The sequence below is a fragment of the Methylobacterium litchii genome (genome assembly GCF_038442315.1).
In the GTDB taxonomy this organism is placed as follows: domain Bacteria; phylum Pseudomonadota; class Alphaproteobacteria; order Rhizobiales; family Beijerinckiaceae; genus Methylobacterium; species Methylobacterium litchii.
Genome location: NZ_JBBXMY010000004.1, coordinates 109,546 through 130,651 on the forward strand (window position 1 = coordinate 109,546; position 21,106 = coordinate 130,651).

Consider the following 21,106-nt stretch of genomic DNA (forward strand, 5'->3'; position numbering starts at 1 on the left):
GTCATCGTCCTTACGCACTGACGCTGGCAGGCGCTTCCTTGCCGCGCTCGCCATGGATGTAGAGCGGGCGCGACTTGCCCTCGACCACCTCCGGCCCGATCACCACCTGCTCGACGGACTCGAGGCCCGGCAGGTCGTACATCGTGTCGAGGAGGATGGTCTCCAGTATGGAGCGCAGGCCGCGGGCGCCGGTCTTCCGCTCGATCGCCTTGCGGGCGACGAGGGACAGAGCCTCGTCCTGGAACGTCAGGTCGACGTTCTCCATCTCGAACAGGCGCTGGTACTGCTTCACCAGGGCGTTCTTCGGCTCCTGAAGGATCTTCTTCAGGGCGGCCTCGTCCAAGTCCTCGAGGGTCGCCAGGACCGGGAGACGGCCGACGAACTCGGGGATGAGACCGAACTTCAGCAGGTCCTCCGGCTCCACCGAGCGGAAGATCTCGCCGGTGCGGCGGTCGTCGGGCGCCTGCACGGCGGCGCCGAAGCCGATCGAGGTGCCCTTGCCACGCTGCGAGATGATCCGCTCAAGCCCGGCGAACGCGCCGCCGCAGATGAAGAGGATGTTGGTGGTGTCGACCTGCAGGAACTCCTGCTGCGGGTGCTTGCGGCCGCCCTGCGGAGGCACGGAGGCGACGGTGCCTTCCATGATCTTCAGGAGCGCCTGCTGCACGCCCTCGCCCGACACGTCGCGGGTGATCGAGGGGTTGTCCGACTTGCGGGAGATCTTGTCGATCTCATCGATATAGACGATGCCGCGCTGGGCGCGCTCGACATTGTAGTCGGACGCCTGGAGCAGCTTGAGGATGATGTTCTCGACGTCCTCGCCGACGTAACCGGCCTCGGTCAGCGTCGTGGCGTCGGCCATGGTGAACGGCACGTCGAGGATGCGGGCCAGCGTCTGCGCGAGCAGCGTCTTGCCCGAGCCCGTCGGCCCGATCAGCATGATGTTCGACTTCGCCAGCTCGACGTCGTTGTGCTTCGTCGCGTGAGCGAGCCGCTTGTAGTGGTTGTGCACCGCGACAGAGAGAACCTTCTTCGCGAAGTCCTGACCGATGACGTAGTCATCGAGGACGCGGCGGATCTCCTTCGGCGTGGGCACGCCGTCCCGGCTCTTCACCAGGGAGGACTTCGACTCCTCGCGGATGATGTCCATGCACAGCTCGACGCATTCGTCGCAGATGAACACCGTCGGGCCGGCGATGAGCTTGCGGACCTCGTGCTGGCTCTTGCCGCAGAACGAGCAATACAGCGTGCTCTTGGAGTCGTTGCCGCCAGACTTGCTCATATCGGTCTCCGATTCCCCACATGCGCTGCCGGCAAAGGGGCGCATGGCCATTTCGTGAAACGTAAGGGGGTTCGCTTAAAGAAACAGTGTGCTGCGCGCCTTTGACCGTGAGGTCATATCCCCCGATGCAAACACGCTGCCGCGGCAGGATCAAGGCCGCGGCAGCGCGTCGTGTCCGCTCAGGCGGCGGCCGGCTCGGGCCGCTTCTGAATGACTTCGTCGATGAGGCCGAACTCCTTGGCCGCGTCGGCGGTCATGAAGTTGTCGCGCTCCAGCGCCGTATGGATCGCCTCGTACTCGCGCCCGGTGTGCTTCACGTAGATCTCGTTGAGGCGCCGCTTCAGGGCCTCGATCTCGCGGGCATGGATCAGGATGTCGGTCGCCTGACCCTGGAAGCCGCCGGAGGGCTGGTGGACCATGATCCGGGCGTTCGGCAGGGCGAACCGGTGGCCGGGCTCACCGGCCGTCAGCAGGAGCGAGCCCATCGAGGCGGCTTGGCCGACGCAGAGCGTCGTCACCGGGCAGCGGATGAACTGCATCGTGTCGTAGATCGAGAGGCCCGAGGTCACCACGCCGCCGGGCGAGTTGATGTAGAAGGAGATTTCCTTCTTCGGGTTCTCGGCTTCGAGGAACAGGAGCTGCGCGACGATGAGCGACGCGCCGTAATCCTCGACCGGGCCAGTCAGGAAGATGATCCGCTCACGCAGCAGGCGGGAGTAGATGTCGAAGGCGCGCTCGCCGCGGCTCGATTGCTCGACCACCATCGGCACGAGGGCATTGTTGTAGACGTCGATCGGATCTCTCATCTCATCCTGCCCCGGGGGTGAGGCCCGGGGCCCGTCGAATCACGGGCCACCGGGCATGCCAGCGAACAACGGCGATGCTTAACCATCGCCTAAAATGGTTGCCCGCTGCCCAAGGAAGGCGCGGGCTCAGTCGGCCGAATCGGCCTTTTCAGCCGGCTTATCACCGGTCGTGTCGTCTTCCTCGTCGTCGGCGAACAGGGCGTCCTTCGCGACGGGCTCTTCCGTGACTTTCACCTGACCGAGGACGTGGTCAACCACCTTTTCCTCGAACAGGGGGGCCCGCAGCTCCGCGAGCGCCTGCGCATTCTTACGGTAGAAGTCCCAGACCTGCTGCTCTTGGCCCGGGAACTGCCGCACCCGGGCGATGAGGGCCTGATTGACCTCCTCGTCGGAGACCTTGATATCGGCGCTCTCGCCGACCTGCGCAAGCACGAGGCCGAGACGCACGCGACGCTCGGCGATCTTGCGATACTCGGCCTGCGCCTTTTCCTCGTCGGTGCCCTCGTCCTCGAAGGTCTTGCCGCGGGTCTTCAGGTCCTGCTCGACCTGCGCCCACACCGCCGCGAATTCCTGCGCCACGAGGGACGGGGGAAGCTCGAAGGCGTACTTGCCGTCCAGCGCGTCGAGCAGTTCCTTCTTGAGGCGACGGCGCGACGCGGCCTCGTAATCGCTGCCGATCGCCTTGGAGATGGCGTCCTTCAGGTCGGCCAGGGTGTCCATGCCCATGGTCTTGGCGAACTCGTCATCGATCTTCGCCTCGCCGGGCTGCTGGATCTTGGTGACGGTCACGTCGAACTCGGCATCCTTGCCGGCCAGCTGCTCGGCGCCGTAGCCCTCCGGGAAGGTGACCTTCACGAGGCGCTGCTCGCCGACCTTGGCGCCCACCAGCTGGTCCTCGAAGCCGGGGATGAAGGTGTTCGAGCCAAGTTCGAGGTCGATGCCCTCGCCCTTGCCGCCCTGGAACTCCTCGCCGTCGATGCGGCCGACGAAGTCGATGGTGACGCGGTCGCCCTTCTCGGCGGCGGCGCCCTCCTCGCGGTCGGCGAACGGGCGGCTCTGACCGGCCATGCGGTCGAGGGCCTCGGTCACTTCCTCATCCGAGGGGGTAGCGACGAGCTTGGTGAGGCTGACGTCTGAGAGGTCGGCGAGCTCGAAGCTCGGCATCACCTCGAGAGCCACCTTGAAGGCGAGGTCGGCCTTGGCGTCGAGGGCCTTCTCGACCTCCTGCTGGTCGGAGGGGAATTCGATCTGCGGCTCGAGGGCGAGCTTCAGGTTGTTGTCGCTGACGATCTTGCGATTCGCCTCGTTCACGGCGTTCTGCACGACGTCGGCCATCACCGAGCGGCCGTAGACCTTGCGCAGGTGGGCGACCGGCACCTTGCCGGGGCGGAAGCCCTTCAGCTGCACCTTGTCCTTCATGCCGGCGAGTTCGCTGGTCAGGCGCTCCTCGAGTTCCTGGGCGGCCAGCAGGACCTGATATTCCCGCTTGAGGCCCTGGGTGTTGATCTCGGTGACCTGCATCGTCGTCGCTCTTCCAGAATCGTGTGCCGCCCCGCCCCATCGAATCCGGGCCGAGGTTCAACGGCAGGGAAGGAGGCGGGCGTCGGCAGACGCAGGAATTACCTGCCGTCGCGGGGTGGCCTGGTGCGGGCGGAGGGGCTCGAACCCCCACGTCTTGCGACACTGGAACCTAAATCCAGCGCGTCTACCAGTTCCGCCACGCCCGCGCGCGCCGACAACCCGGCCCGTCGCCGGCCGCCGGAAGCGCGCCCTATAGCACGCGCGACGGCGGCCGCAGCAAAAAAGTTCGGCCTGTTGCCTCCGGTGGCGCCATCGCGTTCTCGCGGTTATGGAGCGGCGCTGTCCCGCCGCCCACGAGGATCCATGGCCGACGAGTCCACGCCGCATCCCGTCCTGATTCCGGGGCCCGATTCCCGGCCGTCGCGCCTCGCCGTCGCGCCCTCGCGGCGGGCGATGGTCGGCGGCCTCGCGGTGCTCGGCCTCGCCGGCCCTGCGCGGGCGCAGACCCCGCCGGCCGCGCCGGAGCCGAAGGGGCTGCTGGCGGGGCCGGGCAAGGTCCGGTTCAAGCCGGAGCCGGCGCAGGAGACGGCGATCTGGTGCTTCGACGGGAAGGTCACGCCGCCGATCGTGCGGGTGAAGCTCGGCCAGCCGGTGCGGCTCCGGCTGAAGAACACCACCGACAAGCCGCTGTCGCTGCACTGGCACGGGGTGCGCAACGTCAACGCCATGGACGGCGTCGGCGGGGTGACGCAGGCGCCCGTGCCGCCCGGCGGCGACTTCCTCTACGAGTTCACGCCCCCAGACGCGGGCACCTTCCTCATCCGGCCCCTCGTGATCGGCGGATCGAGCGAGCCCTCCGGCCGGGGGCTCGCCGGGATGCTCGTGGTGGAGGAGGCGAACCCGCCCGCAGTCGATGCCGATCTCGGGCTGGTGCTGCAGGATTGGCGGCTCGAAGGGGACGGCACCCTGATGCCGTTCGGGCAGACCAGCTTTGCCGCCGCGAGCGGGCGGCTCGGCAATCTGGTGACGGTGAATGGCGGCCCGGTGCCGCAGAGCATCGAGGCGCGCCCCGGCAGCCGGATCCGCCTGCGGGTCGCCAACGGCTGCAATGCGCGCGGCACGCGGCTGCGCTTCGAGGGCGTGAAGGTCTACGTGGCCGCCGTCGACGGCCAGCCCACGGACACGTTCGAGCCCCTGCGCGCCACCCTGCCCTTCCCGCCGGGCACCCGCTACGACCTGATGATCGACCTGCCCGACGAGGAAGGCGCGAAGGCGAGCGTCATCGCGCTGATCGGCTCCGGCCTGACGCTGGCGAGCGTGACGACCAAGGGCGACAAGCTCTCCCAGAAGCGCCCACCCATCGGCCCCATCGGCGAGAACAAGAAGCTTCCCGCCGAGGTGAAGCTGCAGAACGCGATGCGACGGGACGTCGTCATCACCGGCGGCGCCTTCGTCCCGAAGGAGACCGGCGACGCGAAGGACAAGCCCGCGCCGGAGCCGGTCTATACCGGCGATCCGAACAAGGTCTGGGCGATCAACGGCATCAGCGGCACCACCGGGCAGGCACCGATCTTCACGGTGAAGCGCGGGCAGGTCGTGGTGCTGGCGCTGCGCAACGACACCGCTTTCCCGCAGGCCCTACACCTGCACGGCCACTGCTTCCGCCTGCTCCATCCGCTGGACGACGGATGGGAGCCCTACTGGCTCGACACGTTCCAGCTGCTCGAAGGCCGCACGGCGCGGATCGCGTTCCTCGCGGACAATCCCGGCCGGTGGCTGATCAGCGCCACCGTGCTGGAGCGATTCGACACCGGCCTCTGGACCTCGTTCAACGTCACGTAAGCCCGGCGAGCACGGCGGGCATCAGTTCGGGCAGGTCCTCGGCAATCAAGCCCGGCCCGTGGCGCAGGCCGGCATCGCCATGGAGCCACACGGCGGCGCAGGCGGCCTCGAACGTTGGCATTCCCTGCGCCAGCAGCCCGGCGATCAGACCGCCGAGCACATCGCCGGAGCCGGCCGTGCCGAGATAGGGCGTGCCGTGGTCGTTGATCGCGGCCCGGCCGTCCGGATGCGCCACCACCGTATCCGCGCCCTTGAACACGATCACCGTCCCTGTCAGCGCGGCGGCGGCGCGGGCGCGCTCCACCTTGCTGCCCGCCTGCATCACCTTCGTCTCGTCGAACAGCCGGGCGAATTCCCCCGCATGGGGTGTCAGCACCGCCTCGCCACCGCCCTCCGCGATCAGCCCGGCGAGGTGGCGGGCCCCGCCCGCGAAGCTCGTCAGCGCATCGGCATCGAGGACGAGGCGACGCCCCGCCGAGGCCGCCACCGCCACGCGATCCCGCGTCGGCTCGCCCACACCGAGCCCCGGTCCAAGCAGCACGACGTTCAGGCGCTCGTCCGTCAGCAGATCGTCGAGGTCGTCGGGCTCCTCGCAGCGGCGCAGCATGATCGCGGTGAGGTGGGCCGCGTTCTCTGCAAGCGCCGCCGCCGGCGAGGCCATCGTCACGAGACCCGCCCCGACGCGCAGGGCCGCGCGGGCGGCAAGGCGCGCCGCGCCGGTCTTGGTCGCTGGGCCGGACACGACGACCGCGTGCCCGCGCGTGTACTTGTGGCTCGCCCGCGTAAGTCGCGGGAACGCGCCCCGCCAGAGGTCGGGCCCGTTGTGATGGAGCGGCGGCAGGGAGGCTTCGAGCCCGGCGGCGAGGGCCGCCTCCCCCGCGCCAATCTGCGCCACATGGATCTCGCCGCAGAGCGAGCGGCCCGGTTCGAGCAGATGCGCGGGCTTGCGCGCGACAAAGGTCACGGTCTCCACCGCCTCGAAGGCGACGCCGCGCACCGCGCCGCTGTCACCATCGACGCCGCTTGGCACATCGACCGCCAGAACGGGAACGCGCGCCGCATTCACTGCTTCGACCATGGCCCGCGCCGCTCCGTCGAGATCGCGAGACAGCCCGGCGCCGAACAGCGCGTCGATCACAAGGTCGGTGCCCGCGAGGTCGCCAGCCAGGTCCGCCTGCACCGGCCCCGACCAGGCCTCGGCCGCGAGGGCAGCGTCGCCCTTCAGTGCCGCCCGGTCGCTCAGCAGCACCAGCGTTACGCCGTAGCCGTCGGCGGCGAGGAGGCGCGCCGCGACGAAGCCGTCGCCGCCATTGTTGCCCGGCCCGCACAGAACGAGCACCCGCCCGCCCTGCGGTGTCAGCGCCCGCGCCCGGTCGGCCACCGCCGCGCCCGCCGCCTCCATCAGGGCGATGCCCGGCACCCCGCCGGCAATGGCCGCCGCATCGAGTTTGCCCACCGCCGCAACGCTGAGCACCCGAGTCTCCGCACCGCTCATTGCCCTAGCCTCGACCATCGGATGCTCACCTAATGGACAAAATCACGCCGATCGCCTGAATGATGCGCAGGAATTGAGCGCGAAATAGGCAGTTTCGAGCCGAGCGACGGCAAAACGCCGTGGCGGCTCGGTCGCGGCGATGTTACTGTCTCGTGACGTGTACAGACAGGCCCGAGCGGCATGAAGAAGATCGAAGCGATCATCAAGCCCTTCAAGTTGGACGAAGTGAAGGAGGCCCTCCAGGAGGTGGGCCTTCAGGGAATCACCGTGATCGAAGCCAAGGGCTTCGGGCGCCAGAAGGGCCATACCGAGCTCTATCGAGGCGCCGAGTACGTGGTGGATTTCCTGCCCAAGGTGAAGCTTGAGATCGTGTTGTCGGATGCGCTCGTGGGAGGCGCCGTCGACGCGATCCGTAAATCGGCCCAGACCGGCCGTATCGGTGACGGCAAGATCTTCGTCTCCACGATCGAAGAAGCGATCCGCATCCGCACCGGCGAGACCGGCCCGGACGCCATCTGAGCGCATCGGCAGTCGAGGGACACTATTCCCGGACTGCCTGATTTTCGCTCTTGCACGAATATCCGGCAAAATCCGTTTTGGCATGGTTGCCGGCAACGCGTGACCTTACATTCCTCCTGACGGGGCGGCCGAATGGGCCGCTCGACAGAGCCAGGAGGGCTGAGCGATGGCCGAACACGAGCTGCGCGGGTCCGCGAAAGTCTACGATCTCTCCGCTTTCCGTCGCGCGCAGGCGGCCCGCCGGCCCGTCGAGGCCGCCAAACCCGTTCCCGTGGTGAGCGGCGGCGCGTGGTACCACGAAGCCGCCATCCGCGACGACGACCGCCCCCGGGGGCGGTGACGATACCCTGAAAGCGAGAAAGCCGGACCCGAAGGCCCGGCTCTCTCAAATCAGAAGACCGTGTCGGTCTCAGGCCGCAGCGGAGCTGCTGGCGCCCTGCACCGAGGCGATGGTCTTCAGGACCTGCGAGGCGATCTGGTAGGGGTCGCCCTGAGAGTTCGGACGGCGGTCTTCCAGGTAGCCCTTGTAGCCGTTGTTCACGAAGGAATGCGGCACACGGATCGAGGCGCCGCGATCAGCCACGCCGTAGCTGAATTTGTTCCACGGCGCGGTCTCATGCTTGCCGGTGAGGCGCATGTGGTTGTCCGGGCCATAGACGGCGATATGGTCTTCGATGTTGACCTCGAAGGCCTTCATCAGACTCTCGAAATACTCCTTGCCGCCGACTTCGCGCATGTGCGCGGTCGAGAAGTTGCAGTGCATGCCTGAGCCGTTCCAGTCGGTGTCGCCGAGCGGCTTGCAGTGGTACTCGACGTCGATGCAGTACTTCTCGCAGAGGCGCTGCAGGAGGTAGCGGGCCATCCACATCTCGTCGGCGGCCTTCTTGGAGCCCTTGCCGAAGATCTGGAATTCCCACTGGCCCTTCGCCACCTCGGCGTTGATGCCCTCGTGGTTGATGCCGGCTTCGAGGCAGAGGTCGAGGTGCTCCTCGACGATCTGGCGGGCGACGTTGCCCACGTTCGAGTAGCCGACGCCCGTGTAATACGGGCCCTGCGGGGCCGGGTAGCCCTGCTCGGGGAAGCCGAGCGGACGGCCGTTCTGGTAGAAGAAGTACTCCTGCTCGAAGCCGAACCACGCGCCCGCGTCATCGAGGATGGTCGCGCGCTTGTTCGACTCGTGCGGGGTCTTGCCGTCCGGCATCATCACTTCGCAGAGCACCAGCACGCCGTTCTTGCGGGCCGGATCGGGGAAGTGGCGCACGGGCTTGAGCATGCAGTCGGAGCTGCCGCCCTCGGCCTGCTTCGTGGAAGACCCGTCGAAGCCCCACATGGGAAGCTGCTCAAGGGTCGGGAAGCTGTCGAATTCCTTGATCTGCGTCTTGCCACGCAGGTTTGGCACCGGCGTGTAGCCGTCGAGCCATATATACTCGAGCTTGTATTTCGTCATTCCGGTCTCTCGCCGATCTCTCGATCCCTTGTCGACGCGGCGCCCCGCAGATCATGGGGCTCCGGCGAACGGCACGCCGCCTTTGCAACGGTCGCCGAACCCTAAGCACGCATCGTGCCATCGGCGCGGCGTAACCCGTGATGTTCCATCACTTCCGGTCACAGAACCGTGAGCCCTTGGGGCGATACGGTGAGGGGAGACAAGCATCATTCTCTTGCAAACCTGCCTATTGTCCTATTATAGGCCCGCCAGAAGATAGGAGTAGCGGGACGAACTGATAGCTCTCGAAGTCGAGCAGCAAGGCTGGCGGCTGTCGGCGTTGACGGTGCAGGTGACCCTTCTTCGGTCTGATTAATCCTCAAGGCCTGCAATTCTAATCAATCGCGTAGTCCGATTGGCGGCCCAAATAGCGTCTAGTGAACAAAAGAAACGGAGGCGCTCGAGAGCCTCCGCAAATAAATGAACAAGCACTATTGACACTGCTTGTCTCACGTATTTGCAAACGGAACAGTTATTTTTTAAATTTGATGTTGTGAACAAAATCGTCAAAGCGAATTTCGAGCTAAAGTCGACAGAGGTATATTCGGCATCTGAGGGAAGACCGGACGAAGTTTTGTAACTCGGCGTTTTGACTACCCACGGGACGCGAGAATGATGCTAAAGATGGTTTGGACGCTGGCAGGCGAGACACATGTAGTGTTGGCTTGTTTATTGTGCACGACCCAACAAGAGCCTGCGGTTATCGAACCATTACAACCGCCCCACGTAACGGCGGTGAGTGACATGCTACCTTCTAAAGAATTCGAACAATATGGCCGCATGTTCATTCAGGATCTGCACCTGTTCGGCAATTCGATGGAGGAAATCATTGACTGCATAACAGTAAACTATGACGAATCGGAAAAAGATAAATTGCGTAATTTTGTTGAAAGTATACTCGGGTCGAACCTTACACACCAAGAATCGCAGCGACTTTGGTCCGCGACAAACAGCGATATCTATTTCCATTCGGCAGAAGGATTTAAGGACTTCCTGAGGATGACGCGAGATCGGCTCCGACGCGGAGGTCGGACCGCAGCGAGCGGATGCCCGATGCGAATTCGCTGAGCCCACGGCTTGAGCGTGATTCCCTTAACCCGGGTGGTGCCGAGCCGAGCCGGGCTGTATGGGTCGGCCCGGCTGAACGAAAGCCAGGAGAGACGCCACGATGACCACCGCAGCCGAAGTGCTCAAGACGATCCGGGACAACGACGTCCGCTACGTCGACCTCCGCTTCACCGACCCGCGCGGCAAGTGGCAGCACGTGACCTTCGACGTCTCGATGGTGGACGACGCCTTCTTCTCAGAGGGCCAGATGTTCGACGGCTCCTCGATCGCCGGCTGGAAGGCGATCAACGAGTCGGACATGCTGCTGATGCCCGATCCGTCCACCGCCTGCATGGACCCGTTCTTCTCCGCCGCGACGCTCTCCGTCGTGTGCGACGTGCTGGAGCCGGAAAGCGGCGAGCCCTACGGCCGCGACCCCCGCTGCACCGCCAAGCGCGCCGAGGCCTACCTGCAGGAGGTCGGCATCGCGGACACCGTCTATGTCGGCCCCGAGGCCGAGTTCTTCGTGTTCGACGACGTGAAGTTCTCCGCCGACCCGTACAAGACCGGCTTCGAGCTCGATTCGACCGAGCTGCCGACCAACGGCTTCACCGATTACGAGGGCGGCAACCTCGGCCACCGGATCCAGACCAAGGGCGGCTACTTCCCGGTGCCGCCGCAGGATTCGGCGCAGGACATGCGCGGCGAGATGCTGGCGGCCATGGCCGCGATGGGCGCCACCGTCGAGAAGCACCACCACGAGGTCGCCAGCGCCCAACACGAGCTCGGCCTGAAGTACGACACGCTCACCACGATCGCCGACCACCTGCAGATCTATAAGTACTGCATCCACAACGTGGCGCAGAGCTACGGCAAGACCGCGACCTTCATGCCGAAGCCGGTCTACGGCGACAACGGCTCGGGCATGCACGTCCACCTGTCCCTCTGGAAGGACGGCAAGCCGCTCTTCGCGGGCGACAAGTATGCCGGCCTGAGCCAGGAGTGCCTGTACTTCATCGGGGGCATCATCCGGCACGCCAAGGCGCTGAACGCCTTCACCAACCCCTCGACCAACTCGTACAAGCGGCTGGTGCCGGGCTACGAGGCCCCCGTGCTGCTGGCCTACTCGGCCCGCAACCGCTCGGCCTCCTGCCGCATCCCGTGGACGAAGAGCCCGAACGCCAAGCGACTCGAGGTGCGCTTCCCCGATCCGACCGCCAACCCGTACCTCGCCTTCTCGGCGCTGCTGATGGCCGGCCTCGACGGCATCCGCAACAAGATCGACCCCGGCGCGGCGATGGACAAGGATCTCTACGATCTGCCGCCGAAGGAGCTGCGCCGCATCCCGACCGTGTGCGGCTCCCTGCGCGAAGCCCTCACCAGCCTCGACAAGGACCACGCCTTCCTGACGGCCGGCAACGTGTTCACCGAGGATCAGATCGAGTCGTTCATCGAGCTGAAGATGGCCGAGGTCCTGCGCTACGAGATGACCCCGCACCCGATCGAGTTCGTGCAGTACTACTCGCTCTGATTCGGCAAGGGCCGCGGGTCTCGCATCCGCGGCCTCCCCTTCGCAGTCTCGACCGGCGAAGGGGGTCACAGGGAAGCCGGGACCTTGATCTTCGACCACCTTGTCGTCGTCGCACCGGATCTGGCCGAAGGTGTCGCGCATGTTCGCGCCTGCCTCGGCATCGACATGCCCGAGGGGGGACGACACCGCGAGATGAGCACGCGAAACCACCTCCTCCGCCTGAGCGAGGCGACGTTTCTGGAGGTGATCGCGATCGATCCGGACGCAGACCCGCCACATCGAGCGCGATGGTTCGGCCTGAGCGATCAAGCGGCCGTAAGGGCAGATTGGGATGCCGGGCGGCGGTTACGCGGTTTCGTCGCTCGCACGGGCGACCTCGACGGCGCTCTGGACCTTCACCGCGCTCTGCTGGGGGAGCCCATCACCGTGTCGCGCAACGACCTATCGTGGCGTTTCGGCCTCCGTGCGGACGGGGCATGGCCGGCGGAGGGCGCAGCGCCGTGCGTGATTGATTGGGGGCCGCGAGGCAATCCCGCGAGGTCGATGCCGGACCTCGGAGCGACACTCGAACAGGTCACACTCACGCATCCCGATCCGGCATGGGTGAGATCACTCCATGCGTCTCTCGATCTCGATTGGCCCATTGCCATCGAATGCGGCGAGACCCTGCGTTTCGAGGCACAGGTCGCCACACCACAGGGGATACGGACATTGACGTGAGGTTTCGACGGACCCTCCTCGCCGGCCTGATCGGGAAGTGACCGGCGAGGAGGATCTGGCCCAGTGGCTAAGCTCGGGCGGGTCCAAGCTAGCAGTATCCTGCGGGGATACCGTCACCCCAAAACCTCACTGCCATCCCGACACGGCGGAAATCCGCAGTCTTCCGCCGCGCAAACGTCGCAGAGTAGAGCTTTCGCGCTCACGTGTGGGCGAAGATGTCGGCCTCGTCCCATCCGAGCAGGTCGAGCTGGGCGCGGGACGGCAGAAACCGGAAGCACGCCTCGGCCAGATCGGTGCGTCCCTCGCGCGCGAGCATCGAATCGAGCTTCGACTTGGCCGCATGGAGATGCAGCACGTCGGAGGCGGCGTAATCGAGTTGCGCCTGGGTGAGCGTGTCCGCCCCCCAATCCGAACTCTGCTGCTGCTTCGAGAGATCGACGCCCACCGTCTCGCGCACCACGTCCTTCAGCCCGTGCCGGTCTGTGTAGGTGCGGGCGAGCTTGGAGGCGATCTTGGTGCAATAGACCGGCGACGGCATCACACCGAGCCGGTGGAACAGCACCGCCAGGTCGAACCGGGCGAAGTGAAAGAGCTTCAGAACCGATTCGTCACCGAGCACCCGGATCAGGTTCGCGGGGGCCGGGCCGCCGGGGACGATCTGCACGACGTCCGCCGTCCCATCGCCCGTCGAGAGCTGGACGACGCAGAGCCGGTCGCGGTGCGGGTTGAGCCCCAGCGTCTCCGTGTCGATGGCAACGGAGGTGCCGGGATCGTAGGAGGCGGGCAGGTCGCCCCGGTGGAGGCGGACGTTCGGGTTCTGGGACACGGGATCGGCTCGGTGAAAGAGGATTGCGGCCGGTATCACCCGAACCGAAGGGGAACAAGGCTGGGAGGACGCCTGGAAGCGCCCTAAGCTCGCAGGGCGCGGATCGCGCGCGGGAAGGACCTGAGCCCATGCAAGACATCGCCTCCATGAGCGCGGCCGAAGTGATCAAGGCGCTCGGGCTGCAGCCGCACCCGGAGGGGGGCCATTATAAGGAGACGTTCCGCGATCCCCGCAGCGCGGACGGCCGGTCGGTCGGCACGGCGATCTACTTCCTGCTCGATGTCGGCGAGGCCTCGGCGTGGCACCGGGTCGATGCCGCCGAGATCTGGCATTGGTATGCGGGCGCGCCCCTCGTCATCACCGTGAGCCCGAACGGGCACGATGCCTCCGCCCACCATCTCGGCCCGGAGATCGGACGCGGGCAGCGACCGCAATTCGTGGTGCCCGCCGGCCATTGGCAGACGGCCACAAGTCTCGGCGCTTGGACCCTCGTCGGTTGCACCGTGGCGCCGGGCTTCGACTTCGCCGGGTTCGAACTCGCCCCGCCGGATTGGCGCCCCCTCCCCCGTGCCTAAGCCGTCCGCGACGCCCGCACCGCGAACAGCGCCCCGGCCACGATGAGCAGACACGAGAGGGCGAGTGCCGGCCGGACCGGCGCGTAGCCCGTCGCCACGAGGATGAGCGTCGAGAGAACCGGCGCCGCATAGGCCGCGACGCCGAGGAGGCGCACGTCGCCCCGCTTGCAGCCGATGTCCCGGAGGTAGAACGCGGCGCCGACCGGGCCGAGGCCGAGCAGGACGATGGACGCCCAGGCGCTTGCCTCCTGCGGCCAGACGCTCGTCTCGAAGACGAGGTGGCAGAGGAGGCTGAGGAGCCCGGTCGCGAGGCAGAAGCCGGCCACTGCCTCGGTCGGGACGGTGCCGACCCGCGCGGATAAGACGGAATAGCCGGCCCAGACGAAGGCCGCCGCCAGAGAAGCGGCGTAACCGGGCAGCGCGTCCGTGCCGAAGCCGATATCCCGCCCGGCGAACAGGATGCCGACGCCCGCGAGCCCCATCAGCGCCCCCGCCACATGGCCGAGCCGCAGCCCCGTCGCGCCGGGAAGCCACGCGGAGAACAGCACGATCAGCAGCGGCCAGAGATAATTGATGAGCCCCGCCTCGGCCGGCGGCGCGAGGCGCAAAGCCGTGAAGTAGAGCGCGTGGTAGCCGAACAGGCCGCCGACCCCGAGGAGCCAGACGTGAAACGGCTGGCGCAGCGCCCGCGCGAGGTCGGGCCGGACGAGAAAGCGCGCGCAGCCGAGCGCACCGCCGATCAGGAAGGTGATCGCCGCCAGCTGAAACGGTGGCACCCCGCCGGATGCCGCCGTGAACAGGGCAAGCAGAGCCCACAATAGAATTGCCCCAAACCCAATAAGAGTAGCCCGGGAATCTCGCGAAGCTGCCGTCATCTTTTATCCACGGATCGGCCGAACCGACTCGGCCTTGGGAGAAACCGACCCTTCGGCGGGCGGAAGCCCCAGCAACACTGCACGTCCAACGGGCAGCTACCGCACTTTGCGCGCGCTTCATGCACAGGACGCAAACCTTTGCCGGCAATAGCCTTCCCAAAATGTTGCGGGCCAGCAACATCACGTCGGAACGACGCGGGGAAAGACAAATCCAAGTTGAACCGGCTTGGCCGTTCGCACATGGTGACTGGGCACGGGGGCATCGCCAAGCGACGGCCCGCTGGAGCCCGCCAATTAAGACGCGGGCCAGATCAAAAAAGAACGCGGCGTGATCCGGAAAACCGGGCAGTCCGCATCTTGGGTCTCGAAGCTTTGGAGATGATGATGAAGCTCTTGAAGAGCTCTCTGCTTGGGTCGGCTGCTGCGCTCGCCGCCGTCGGCGCCGTGCAGGCCGCCGACCTGCCGGTCAAGAAGGCGGTCCCGATCGAATTCGTGCGCGTCTGCTCGGCCTACGGCGCCGGCTTCTTCTACATTCCCGGCACCGACACCTGCCTCCGTCTCTCGGGCCGCGCCCGCTTCGAGTACGGCTACCAAGCTCCCCTCGGCCGCGGCCAGGGCAACGGTGACTACAGCGGCTACCGCGGCCTCGCCCGCATCAACGTCGATGCCCGCACCCAGACTGGCTACGGCACCCTGCGCGCCTTCCTGCGCATCGAGGCCGCCAGCCGCACCGGCATCCCGACCCTGCACTCCGGCACCCAGATCCGTATCGCCAACGCCTTCCCGGGCACCGGCATCGATCAGTTCGGCCGCGTCGAGCAGTTCCTCAACACGGACAAGGCCTTCGTGCAGTTCGCCGGCCTGACCGCCGGTCGCGCGTCCTCGTTCTTCGACTTCTACGCCCACGACTTCGAGTTCGTCGGCGGCACGTCGGGCTCGGACGTCTCGTCCACGAACCTGCTGGCCTACACCGCCACGATCGGCAACGGCTTCTCCGCCACCCTGTCGATGGAAGATCCGAGCTTCCGCCGCTCGCCGATCTACTCGCCGACCTCGGCCCTCGCCGCCACGGTGGGCAGCACCTCCACCGCCATCTTCGGTCAGGCCAACTCGCTGATCCCGGTCGTCCTCGGCGTCAACGCCGCCGGCGCCCCGATCGGCTTCGGCTTCACCGATGGCATCCAGCGCAACCGCATGCCCGACTTCGTCGGCGTGCTGCGCTACGACCAGCCCTGGGGCTCGGCGCAGATCTCCGCCGCCGTCCACGAGCTGAACACCGGCAACGTCATCACGCAGGGCGGCTTCCTCGGCTTCAACAGCGCCGGTCAGGCCCTCAGCGCCGTCAACGCCGTCGCCCCGCGCACGCAGAGCGAGTACGGCTGGGCCGTGCAGGGCGGCCTGAAGATCAACGCCCCGTTCATCGCGCCGGGCGACGCCTTCTACCTCCAGGGCGCCTATGCCGAGGGCGCGCAGATGTACACCGGCAACGGCTCGTACAGCGGCTCCTACGCGATCAACCCGACCTCGATCCAGGGCGCGTCGTTCAACCAGAACTTCTCCGACGCGACGGTCAACCCGTTCACCAACCAGCTCCAGCTCTCCACGAGCTTCTCGGTGGTCGGTTCGTTCCTGCACTACTGGGCCCCCGAGTGGCGTTCGGCGGTGTTCGCCTCCTACGGTGAGAACACCTTCGCCAACGGCGCCCGCGCCGCCCAGGGCGCCTACTTCGGCTTCGTCCCCGGCGCCGGCGGCACCAATGCCGGCAGCACGGCCATCTCGGCTCTCGGCGTCGGCGTCCCCGGCACGCGCTTCTACAACCTCAACGGCAACCTGCGCGACACGTACATGCTCTATGCCGGCGCGAACCTGATCTGGTCGCCGGTGAAGGACCTCGATATCGGTGTCGAGGGCATCTACGCTCAGTACGGTGTCCAGAACGGCCGGGTGCTCGACACCCAGAAGTTCAACTACACCGCTGCCCAGGTGAACTCGGGCATCCCGGTGAAGACGATCTCCAGCACCGACGTCTTCCAGGCGCGCTTCCGCGTCCAGCGCGACTTCTAAGTCGCATCAGGCGCCGGGGAGGATCCTCCCCGGCGTCCCGGATGAACCCCGTGTCATGCGGTCTTCGAGGCTCGGCGCCAGCGCCGGGCCTTTTTTGTTGTTCTGCTGCCTAAATGCGAGGCGCAATGGACTGCCGGTCCAGTCTCTCCGCGAAATGACATCCGCGTGGGATGAACTACACTGCGAGTTCGTTGTCTCTCCCGCCGCGTTGCCGCCCCGATAGCGCGCTGATACCCCAGACCGACATCTGACGGCGCCGCCCGCTCCGAATCCGGCCAGGGCTTCGCACAGGACAACGGACCGGCCCGCCAGAGGCCGGATTTCGGAGGACAGCGATGAGTACCGGAGCTTCGAGCCCGAGCACCGCCACTGTGGCACCAGCGGTCGCGCCGGCCTCACGCCGTTTCTGGCCGGAGGGGTGGTGGCGCCTGATCGACATCAAGATCGGCATCATCCCGCTGCCGGTCTACCTGATCCTGGCCGCCCTCATCGTGGTCCTGGTCCAGGAGGGCGAGATCAAGCCGGATGGGCCGACGATGATCGCCGTGCTCGTGATGGGCGGCTTCACCTGCGCCGAGATCGGCAAGCGGCTTCCGGTGCTCCGCAACATCGGCGCGGGTGCGATCTTCGCGACCTTCATCCCCTCGGCGCTCGTCTACTACAAGTTCGTGCCGCCGCAGATGGAGAAGGCGATCATCGACTTCACCAAGTTCACGAACTTCCTCTACATCTACATCGCCACGATCATCGTCGGGTCCATCCTGGGCATGGACCGCGAGGTGCTGATCAAGGGCTTCCTGAAGATCTTCGCGCCGCTCGCCGTCGGCTCCGTGGCGGCGGGCCTCGTCGGGACCCTCGTCGGCACGCTGCTCGGCATCGGGGCCTACAAGACCTTCTTCTTCATCGTGGTGCCGATCATGGCCGGTGGCGTCGGCGAAGGCGCGATCCCGCTCTCCATCGGCTACGCCGCGATCCTTGGCACGCAGCAGGGGGTGATGTTCGCGCAGGTGCTGCCGCCGGTCATGCTCGGCTCGCTCACCGCCATCGTGCTGTCGGGCACGCTGAATTACGTCGGCAAGAAGAAGCCGCACCTCACCGGCAACGGCAAGCTCCAGCCGGACGCCGAGGAGTTCAAGTCCAGCGACGCCCAGGCCAAGTCCGAGGCCGCGCAGAAGGGCATCGACCCCGCCACGATCGGCGCGGCCGGGCTCACCGCGATCACGCTCTACCTGCTCGGCGTGATGTGCCACCACCTCACCGGCCTGCCGGCGCCCGTGGCGATGCTGTTCCTGGCGGTGTTCGCCAAGCTCGCCAGCGCCGTCTCGCCCCGACTCCAGGCGGGCGGCTTCGTGGTCTACAAGTTCGTGCAGGTCAGCATGACCTACCCGCTGCTCTTCGCCATCGGCGTGGCGCTGACCCCGTGGAAGGATCTGATGGCGGCGTTCACCCTCGTGAACCTCATCACCATCATCGCGACCGTGGGGACGCTGATGACGGTGGGGTTCTTCGTCGGCCGGGCGATGAACATGTACCCGATCGAGACGGCCATCGTGAACGCCTGCCACAGCGGCCAGGGCGGTACGGGCGACGTGGCGATCCTCACCGCCGCCGACCGCATGGCGCTGATGCCCTTCGCCCAGATCGCCACCCGCATCGGCGGCGCCCTGACGGTGACGGGCACCCTCATCGTGATGAAGTGGATCGGCGTCTGACGACGCCGGCCGGAGTTCGGGTGCCGCGTCAGGCGACGCTGCGCTCGATCTCCTCCTCGTCGCAGATCACGCCGGCATTGCCCTCGAACTCGGCGGCGAGGTCGACGGGGGCCTGAAGCGGGGCGGCCGAGACCCTGTCCTTCGCGAAGGTGGCGAGGAACAGCCGCATCACGTGGCGCACGCCGGCATCGTTGATGGTGCGCTGGTCGTCGTTGTAGTAGCGCCCCGCATTCACGTTGCTGGTGACGATGTCGTAAGCCGGGAAGTACACGGCGCGCGGGTCGTTGCGCGCCACGACCTCCCCCGCCGCCACGCGCAGGACCGACTTGGAGTAGCTGTTCGACTCCATGACGTGCCGGTCCATGTAGGTGGCGATCATCGGCACGGGCGACACGGTGAAGATCACCCGCGCCGTCGGGTTGACGCTCCACAGCCGGTCCAGAAACCCGTTCAGGTCGGCCAGAACCTCGGCTGAGCCGGCATTGACGCACTCGTAGAGCTCGGGGTCGAAGGTGCCGCCGGCCACGCCCGGCGCCAGCGGTAAAGCCGCTCCGTCCGCCCGCCAGCGCCAGCCTTCGGTGAGGCCGAGGGTCAACACGAAGACGTCCAGGGTCTCGAACAGGTGGCGCACGGCGGCGAGATGCACGTCGCGGGCGGCGATCACCTCCGCCTCGCTGGCGAAGCCCTGCGGCTCGACGGTCGGCCGGAACGGATCGACGTAGCGCCCGTCGTCGCGCAGCCAAGCCTTCAGCTCCGGCTCGAACTGACCGTAGGCGCGGTCGAAGAGCTGCACGAACTGGCGCGTGTAATAGAGGTTGCCGTAACGCGCGGAGAAGGTGCCGAACTGCCGGGCATTGGCCTCGGCTTCGGTCATGCCGGGAAGTGGCGGCTCGGCGAGATAGTAGTTGAACCCGGCCCCGCGCACCGCTTCGGCCACCCGCTGCGCGAAGCAGGAGCCACCCGTCGCGACCTTATCGGTCGGCGCGATGGTGAAGACGCCCTTCGGGTGCGGATTGACGGCGAAGGGCGGCACGTTGGTCACGACCTTGCGCCAGAAACGCTCGGCCGGTAGACCCGTGTACGGATTATTCGCCATCACCGAACCCTCTTGCCGCCGCGGCGGGTTACGCCGCTGCCGCCCTCCGCTCAAGACCAGCGCGCAACGTGGCCCTGACCGATCTGCCCCGGCGCGCGCGCCATGCGCTCTCCCTGTCGGCCCCTTCCTGGGCGACAGCGTGGCGAAGCCGGTCCCGCGAGGATCAGGCGCGCAAAGGCCCCTCCATCGCGATCATCGGCAATTGCCAAGCGCGGGCGCTGGCCCAGGCCATGCGGCTGCTCGCGCCGCAGAGCCCCGTGCGCTACCTCTCCATGGGAACCTTGAAGCGCGAGCACGGCCAGCTCGACGCCCTCGCGCGGGTGCTGCACGGGCATGACCACGTCTTCAGCCAGGCCTTTCCCGAGGGCCTGATCCCCGGCGGAGGCAGCGCACGGCTGAAGGAGATCGAGCCGCGCCTGACGCTGGTGCCCTCCATCGTCTTCTCGGCCTTCCACCCGGACATGGTCTATGCCGGCGCGGCCTCCGATCTCGCCTCCCTGAAGCTCGCCCCCTCCCCGCTCGGGCAGTACCACTCGGCCATCGTGCTGACGGCGCATAGGCTCGGGCTCGATGCGGCGCGCGCGGTCGGTTTGTTCCGCGAGGAGGTCTTCGCCCGGCTCGGCTATCTCGATTGGTGGGAGCCGGCTTTGCGCGAATTGACGAGCGCCGCCGAGCAGGCCGGCTTCGGCCTCGACCGCGAGTTGACCCGCTGGGCGCGGCGCGGCGCCTTCATGCACCTGATGAACCACCCGAAGCCGTTCGTGGTGGGCGACATCGCCAAGCGGCTGTTGCGGGAAGCCGGCATCGAGCCGGCCCCGGTCGAGGTGGAGGATTACCTCGCCGACGAACTCGTCCATGACGTGATCTGGCCGATCTACCCGCCGATCGCCGCGCAGTTCGGGTTGTCCGGCTCCTACCTGTTCAAGGCCAAAGCGCGGGACGGGGCGTTTCCGGTGCTCTACGACCTGCCCGCCTTCGTTGCCGCGAGCTACGCGCTCTACGACGGAATGGCGGCGGCCGACCTGCACTGCGCGCGCGTCGAGATCTGGCTGAGCCTGCCGGAGATCGTGGCCCTGTTTCGCGGGTCGACTCAGCCCGCCGCGTAGAGCGCGGCCGGTGCGGCGAAACCCTCCGCCATGATGCGGACGGTGGCATCGATCTCGCGCACCTGGAACGGCTTGCGCAGGAACAGGCTGCCGGGCACGCCCCGGTTTCGGGATGACGTGTCTGCCGAAGTGTAGACCACCGGTCCCTCCGGTTTGATCGCCCGGAACGCCCCCGCCACCGTCCAGCCGTCGATGAGGCCCGGCAGGTGGATGTCGGAGAGGAGCCAATCGACCTCCTCCCCGCGCTTGCGCAGGAGGGTGAGCGCCGCCTCCCCCGTCGAGGCTTCGAGCACCCGGATGCCGCGCGCCTCGCACAGGTTCGCGACGATCTCCAGCAGAAGATAGCTGTCTTCGACGATCAGAACGCTCTGTCTTTGGAGCATGGGGGGCGCACCGATGAACGCGACGATTCAGGATCGAGTGACCCGATTAAGGCGCGGTTAAACATGCTTGGAGCTTTCGCGCCCGCCGCGCAGCTGTGGCCTCGGGGACACCGTTTCCGTGAAATCGCAGTGGGCCGGGGGAGATGCCGTGCCCGGGCCGCATTCCGGGCGCTTCACCGGAGCGCGGGTGCGTCGGCGCACGCTCCGTTGGAGGCCACGA

Annotated in this window: 19 protein-coding genes and 1 tRNA gene; 10 read left to right on the forward strand and 10 right to left on the reverse strand. The window is 66.9% G+C overall.

Annotation, left to right across the window (positions count from 1 at the left end; all coding sequences use genetic code 11):
- Positions 1–10 precede the first annotated feature (10 nt).
- The 4 genes from clpX to AAHF99_RS09915 form a co-directional block, all read right to left on the reverse strand.
- Entirely contained in the window at positions 11–1,282 is a 1,272-nt protein-coding gene (gene clpX, locus AAHF99_RS09900; RefSeq protein WP_243930939.1) for an ATP-dependent Clp protease ATP-binding subunit ClpX, read from the reverse strand.
- Positions 1,283–1,461: 179 nt separating this feature from the next.
- A complete protein-coding gene (locus AAHF99_RS09905; protein ID WP_243952693.1) occupies positions 1,462–2,088 on the reverse strand; it encodes an ATP-dependent Clp protease proteolytic subunit in 627 nt (208 codons plus the stop codon).
- Positions 2,089–2,214: 126 nt separating this feature from the next.
- Positions 2,215–3,609, reverse strand: coding sequence for a trigger factor (gene tig / locus AAHF99_RS09910; RefSeq protein ID WP_342164076.1), 1,395 nt, complete (start codon positions 3,607–3,609; stop codon positions 2,215–2,217).
- A 121-nt stretch (positions 3,610–3,730) separates the two neighbouring features.
- Positions 3,731–3,815: transfer RNA gene (locus tag AAHF99_RS09915), tRNA-Leu, on the reverse strand.
- Positions 3,816–3,972: 157 nt separating this feature from the next.
- Between AAHF99_RS09915 and AAHF99_RS09920 the strand changes: the two genes are divergently transcribed.
- Positions 3,973–5,451: a multicopper oxidase family protein gene (locus AAHF99_RS09920; RefSeq protein WP_412759859.1), complete on the forward strand. Its 1,479-nt coding sequence runs from the start codon at positions 3,973–3,975 to the stop codon at positions 5,449–5,451.
- Here the strand turns inward: AAHF99_RS09920 and AAHF99_RS09925 are convergent.
- Positions 5,444–6,964 carry an NAD(P)H-hydrate dehydratase gene (locus AAHF99_RS09925; RefSeq protein WP_342164077.1) on the reverse strand — a complete coding sequence of 507 codons (1,521 nt, stop codon included), beginning with the start codon at positions 6,962–6,964 and terminating at the stop codon, positions 5,444–5,446. The genes AAHF99_RS09920 and AAHF99_RS09925 overlap by 8 nt on opposite strands.
- Positions 6,965–7,126: 162 nt before the next feature.
- Between AAHF99_RS09925 and AAHF99_RS09930 the strand changes: the two genes are divergently transcribed.
- Positions 7,127–7,465: a P-II family nitrogen regulator gene (locus AAHF99_RS09930; protein ID WP_342164079.1), complete on the forward strand. Its 339-nt coding sequence runs from the start codon at positions 7,127–7,129 to the stop codon at positions 7,463–7,465.
- A 166-nt stretch (positions 7,466–7,631) separates the two neighbouring features.
- Positions 7,632–7,805, forward strand: a complete 174-nt coding sequence (locus AAHF99_RS09935; RefSeq protein ID WP_342164080.1) for a DUF2735 domain-containing protein — start codon at positions 7,632–7,634, stop codon at positions 7,803–7,805.
- 69 nt (positions 7,806–7,874) lie between these two features.
- Here the strand turns inward: AAHF99_RS09935 and AAHF99_RS09940 are convergent, their stop codons facing one another.
- Complete coding sequence (locus AAHF99_RS09940) at positions 7,875–8,912, reverse strand: glutamine synthetase beta-grasp domain-containing protein (protein ID WP_342164081.1); 1,038 nt, start codon at positions 8,910–8,912, stop codon at positions 7,875–7,877.
- A 663-nt stretch (positions 8,913–9,575) separates the two neighbouring features.
- On the opposite strand from AAHF99_RS09940, the gene AAHF99_RS09945 reads away from it, so the two are divergent.
- The 3 genes from AAHF99_RS09945 to AAHF99_RS09955 all read left to right on the forward strand — a co-directional run bounded on the left by AAHF99_RS09945 (position 9,576) and on the right by AAHF99_RS09955 (position 12,249).
- On the forward strand, positions 9,576–10,019 hold the full coding sequence (locus AAHF99_RS09945; protein WP_342164082.1) for a hypothetical protein: 444 nt from the start codon (positions 9,576–9,578) through the stop codon (positions 10,017–10,019).
- A gap of 100 nt (positions 10,020–10,119) precedes the next feature.
- Positions 10,120–11,529 (forward strand): type I glutamate--ammonia ligase, encoded by a 1,410-nt coding sequence (gene glnA, locus AAHF99_RS09950; RefSeq protein ID WP_342164083.1) that lies wholly within the window; start codon positions 10,120–10,122, stop codon positions 11,527–11,529.
- A gap of 84 nt (positions 11,530–11,613) precedes the next feature.
- Positions 11,614–12,249 carry a VOC family protein gene (locus tag AAHF99_RS09955; RefSeq protein ID WP_342164084.1) on the forward strand — a complete coding sequence of 212 codons (636 nt, stop codon included), beginning with the start codon at positions 11,614–11,616 and terminating at the stop codon, positions 12,247–12,249.
- A 199-nt stretch (positions 12,250–12,448) separates the two neighbouring features.
- Here AAHF99_RS09955 and AAHF99_RS09960 read toward each other — a convergent pair whose 3' ends face one another.
- On the reverse strand, positions 12,449–13,075 hold the full coding sequence (locus AAHF99_RS09960) for a ribonuclease D (RefSeq protein WP_342164086.1): 627 nt from the start codon (positions 13,073–13,075) through the stop codon (positions 12,449–12,451).
- A 146-nt stretch (positions 13,076–13,221) separates the two neighbouring features.
- Between AAHF99_RS09960 and AAHF99_RS09965 the strand changes: the two genes are divergently transcribed.
- On the forward strand, positions 13,222–13,650 hold the full coding sequence (locus AAHF99_RS09965) for a cupin domain-containing protein (RefSeq protein WP_342164332.1): 429 nt from the start codon (positions 13,222–13,224) through the stop codon (positions 13,648–13,650).
- Here AAHF99_RS09965 and yddG read toward each other — a convergent pair.
- On the reverse strand, positions 13,647–14,525 hold the full coding sequence (gene yddG / locus AAHF99_RS09970; RefSeq protein ID WP_342164088.1) for an aromatic amino acid exporter YddG: 879 nt from the start codon (positions 14,523–14,525) through the stop codon (positions 13,647–13,649). The genes AAHF99_RS09965 and yddG overlap by 4 nt on opposite strands.
- 384 nt (positions 14,526–14,909) lie before the next feature.
- On the opposite strand from yddG, the gene AAHF99_RS09975 reads away from it, so the two are divergent.
- Positions 14,910–16,589 carry a porin gene (locus AAHF99_RS09975; RefSeq protein ID WP_342164089.1) on the forward strand — a complete coding sequence of 560 codons (1,680 nt, stop codon included), beginning with the start codon at positions 14,910–14,912 and terminating at the stop codon, positions 16,587–16,589.
- A 335-nt stretch (positions 16,590–16,924) separates the two neighbouring features.
- On the forward strand, positions 16,925–18,301 hold the full coding sequence (locus AAHF99_RS09980) for a 2-hydroxycarboxylate transporter family protein (RefSeq protein WP_342164090.1): 1,377 nt from the start codon (positions 16,925–16,927) through the stop codon (positions 18,299–18,301).
- A gap of 28 nt (positions 18,302–18,329) precedes the next feature.
- On the opposite strand, the gene AAHF99_RS09985 is transcribed toward AAHF99_RS09980, so the two are convergent.
- Entirely contained in the window at positions 18,330–19,397 is a 1,068-nt protein-coding gene (locus tag AAHF99_RS09985; RefSeq protein ID WP_342164091.1) for a GSCFA domain-containing protein, read from the reverse strand.
- Positions 19,398–19,465: 68 nt separating this feature from the next.
- Between AAHF99_RS09985 and AAHF99_RS09990 the strand changes: the two genes are divergently transcribed.
- Positions 19,466–20,503 (forward strand): WcbI family polysaccharide biosynthesis putative acetyltransferase, encoded by a 1,038-nt coding sequence (locus AAHF99_RS09990; RefSeq protein ID WP_342164092.1) that lies wholly within the window; start codon positions 19,466–19,468, stop codon positions 20,501–20,503.
- Here AAHF99_RS09990 and AAHF99_RS09995 read toward each other — a convergent pair.
- Positions 20,488–20,886 (reverse strand): response regulator, encoded by a 399-nt coding sequence (locus AAHF99_RS09995; protein WP_342164093.1) that lies wholly within the window; start codon positions 20,884–20,886, stop codon positions 20,488–20,490. The two genes, AAHF99_RS09990 and AAHF99_RS09995, sit on opposite strands and share 16 nt — an antisense overlap.
- Positions 20,887–21,106: the final 220 nt, after the last annotated feature.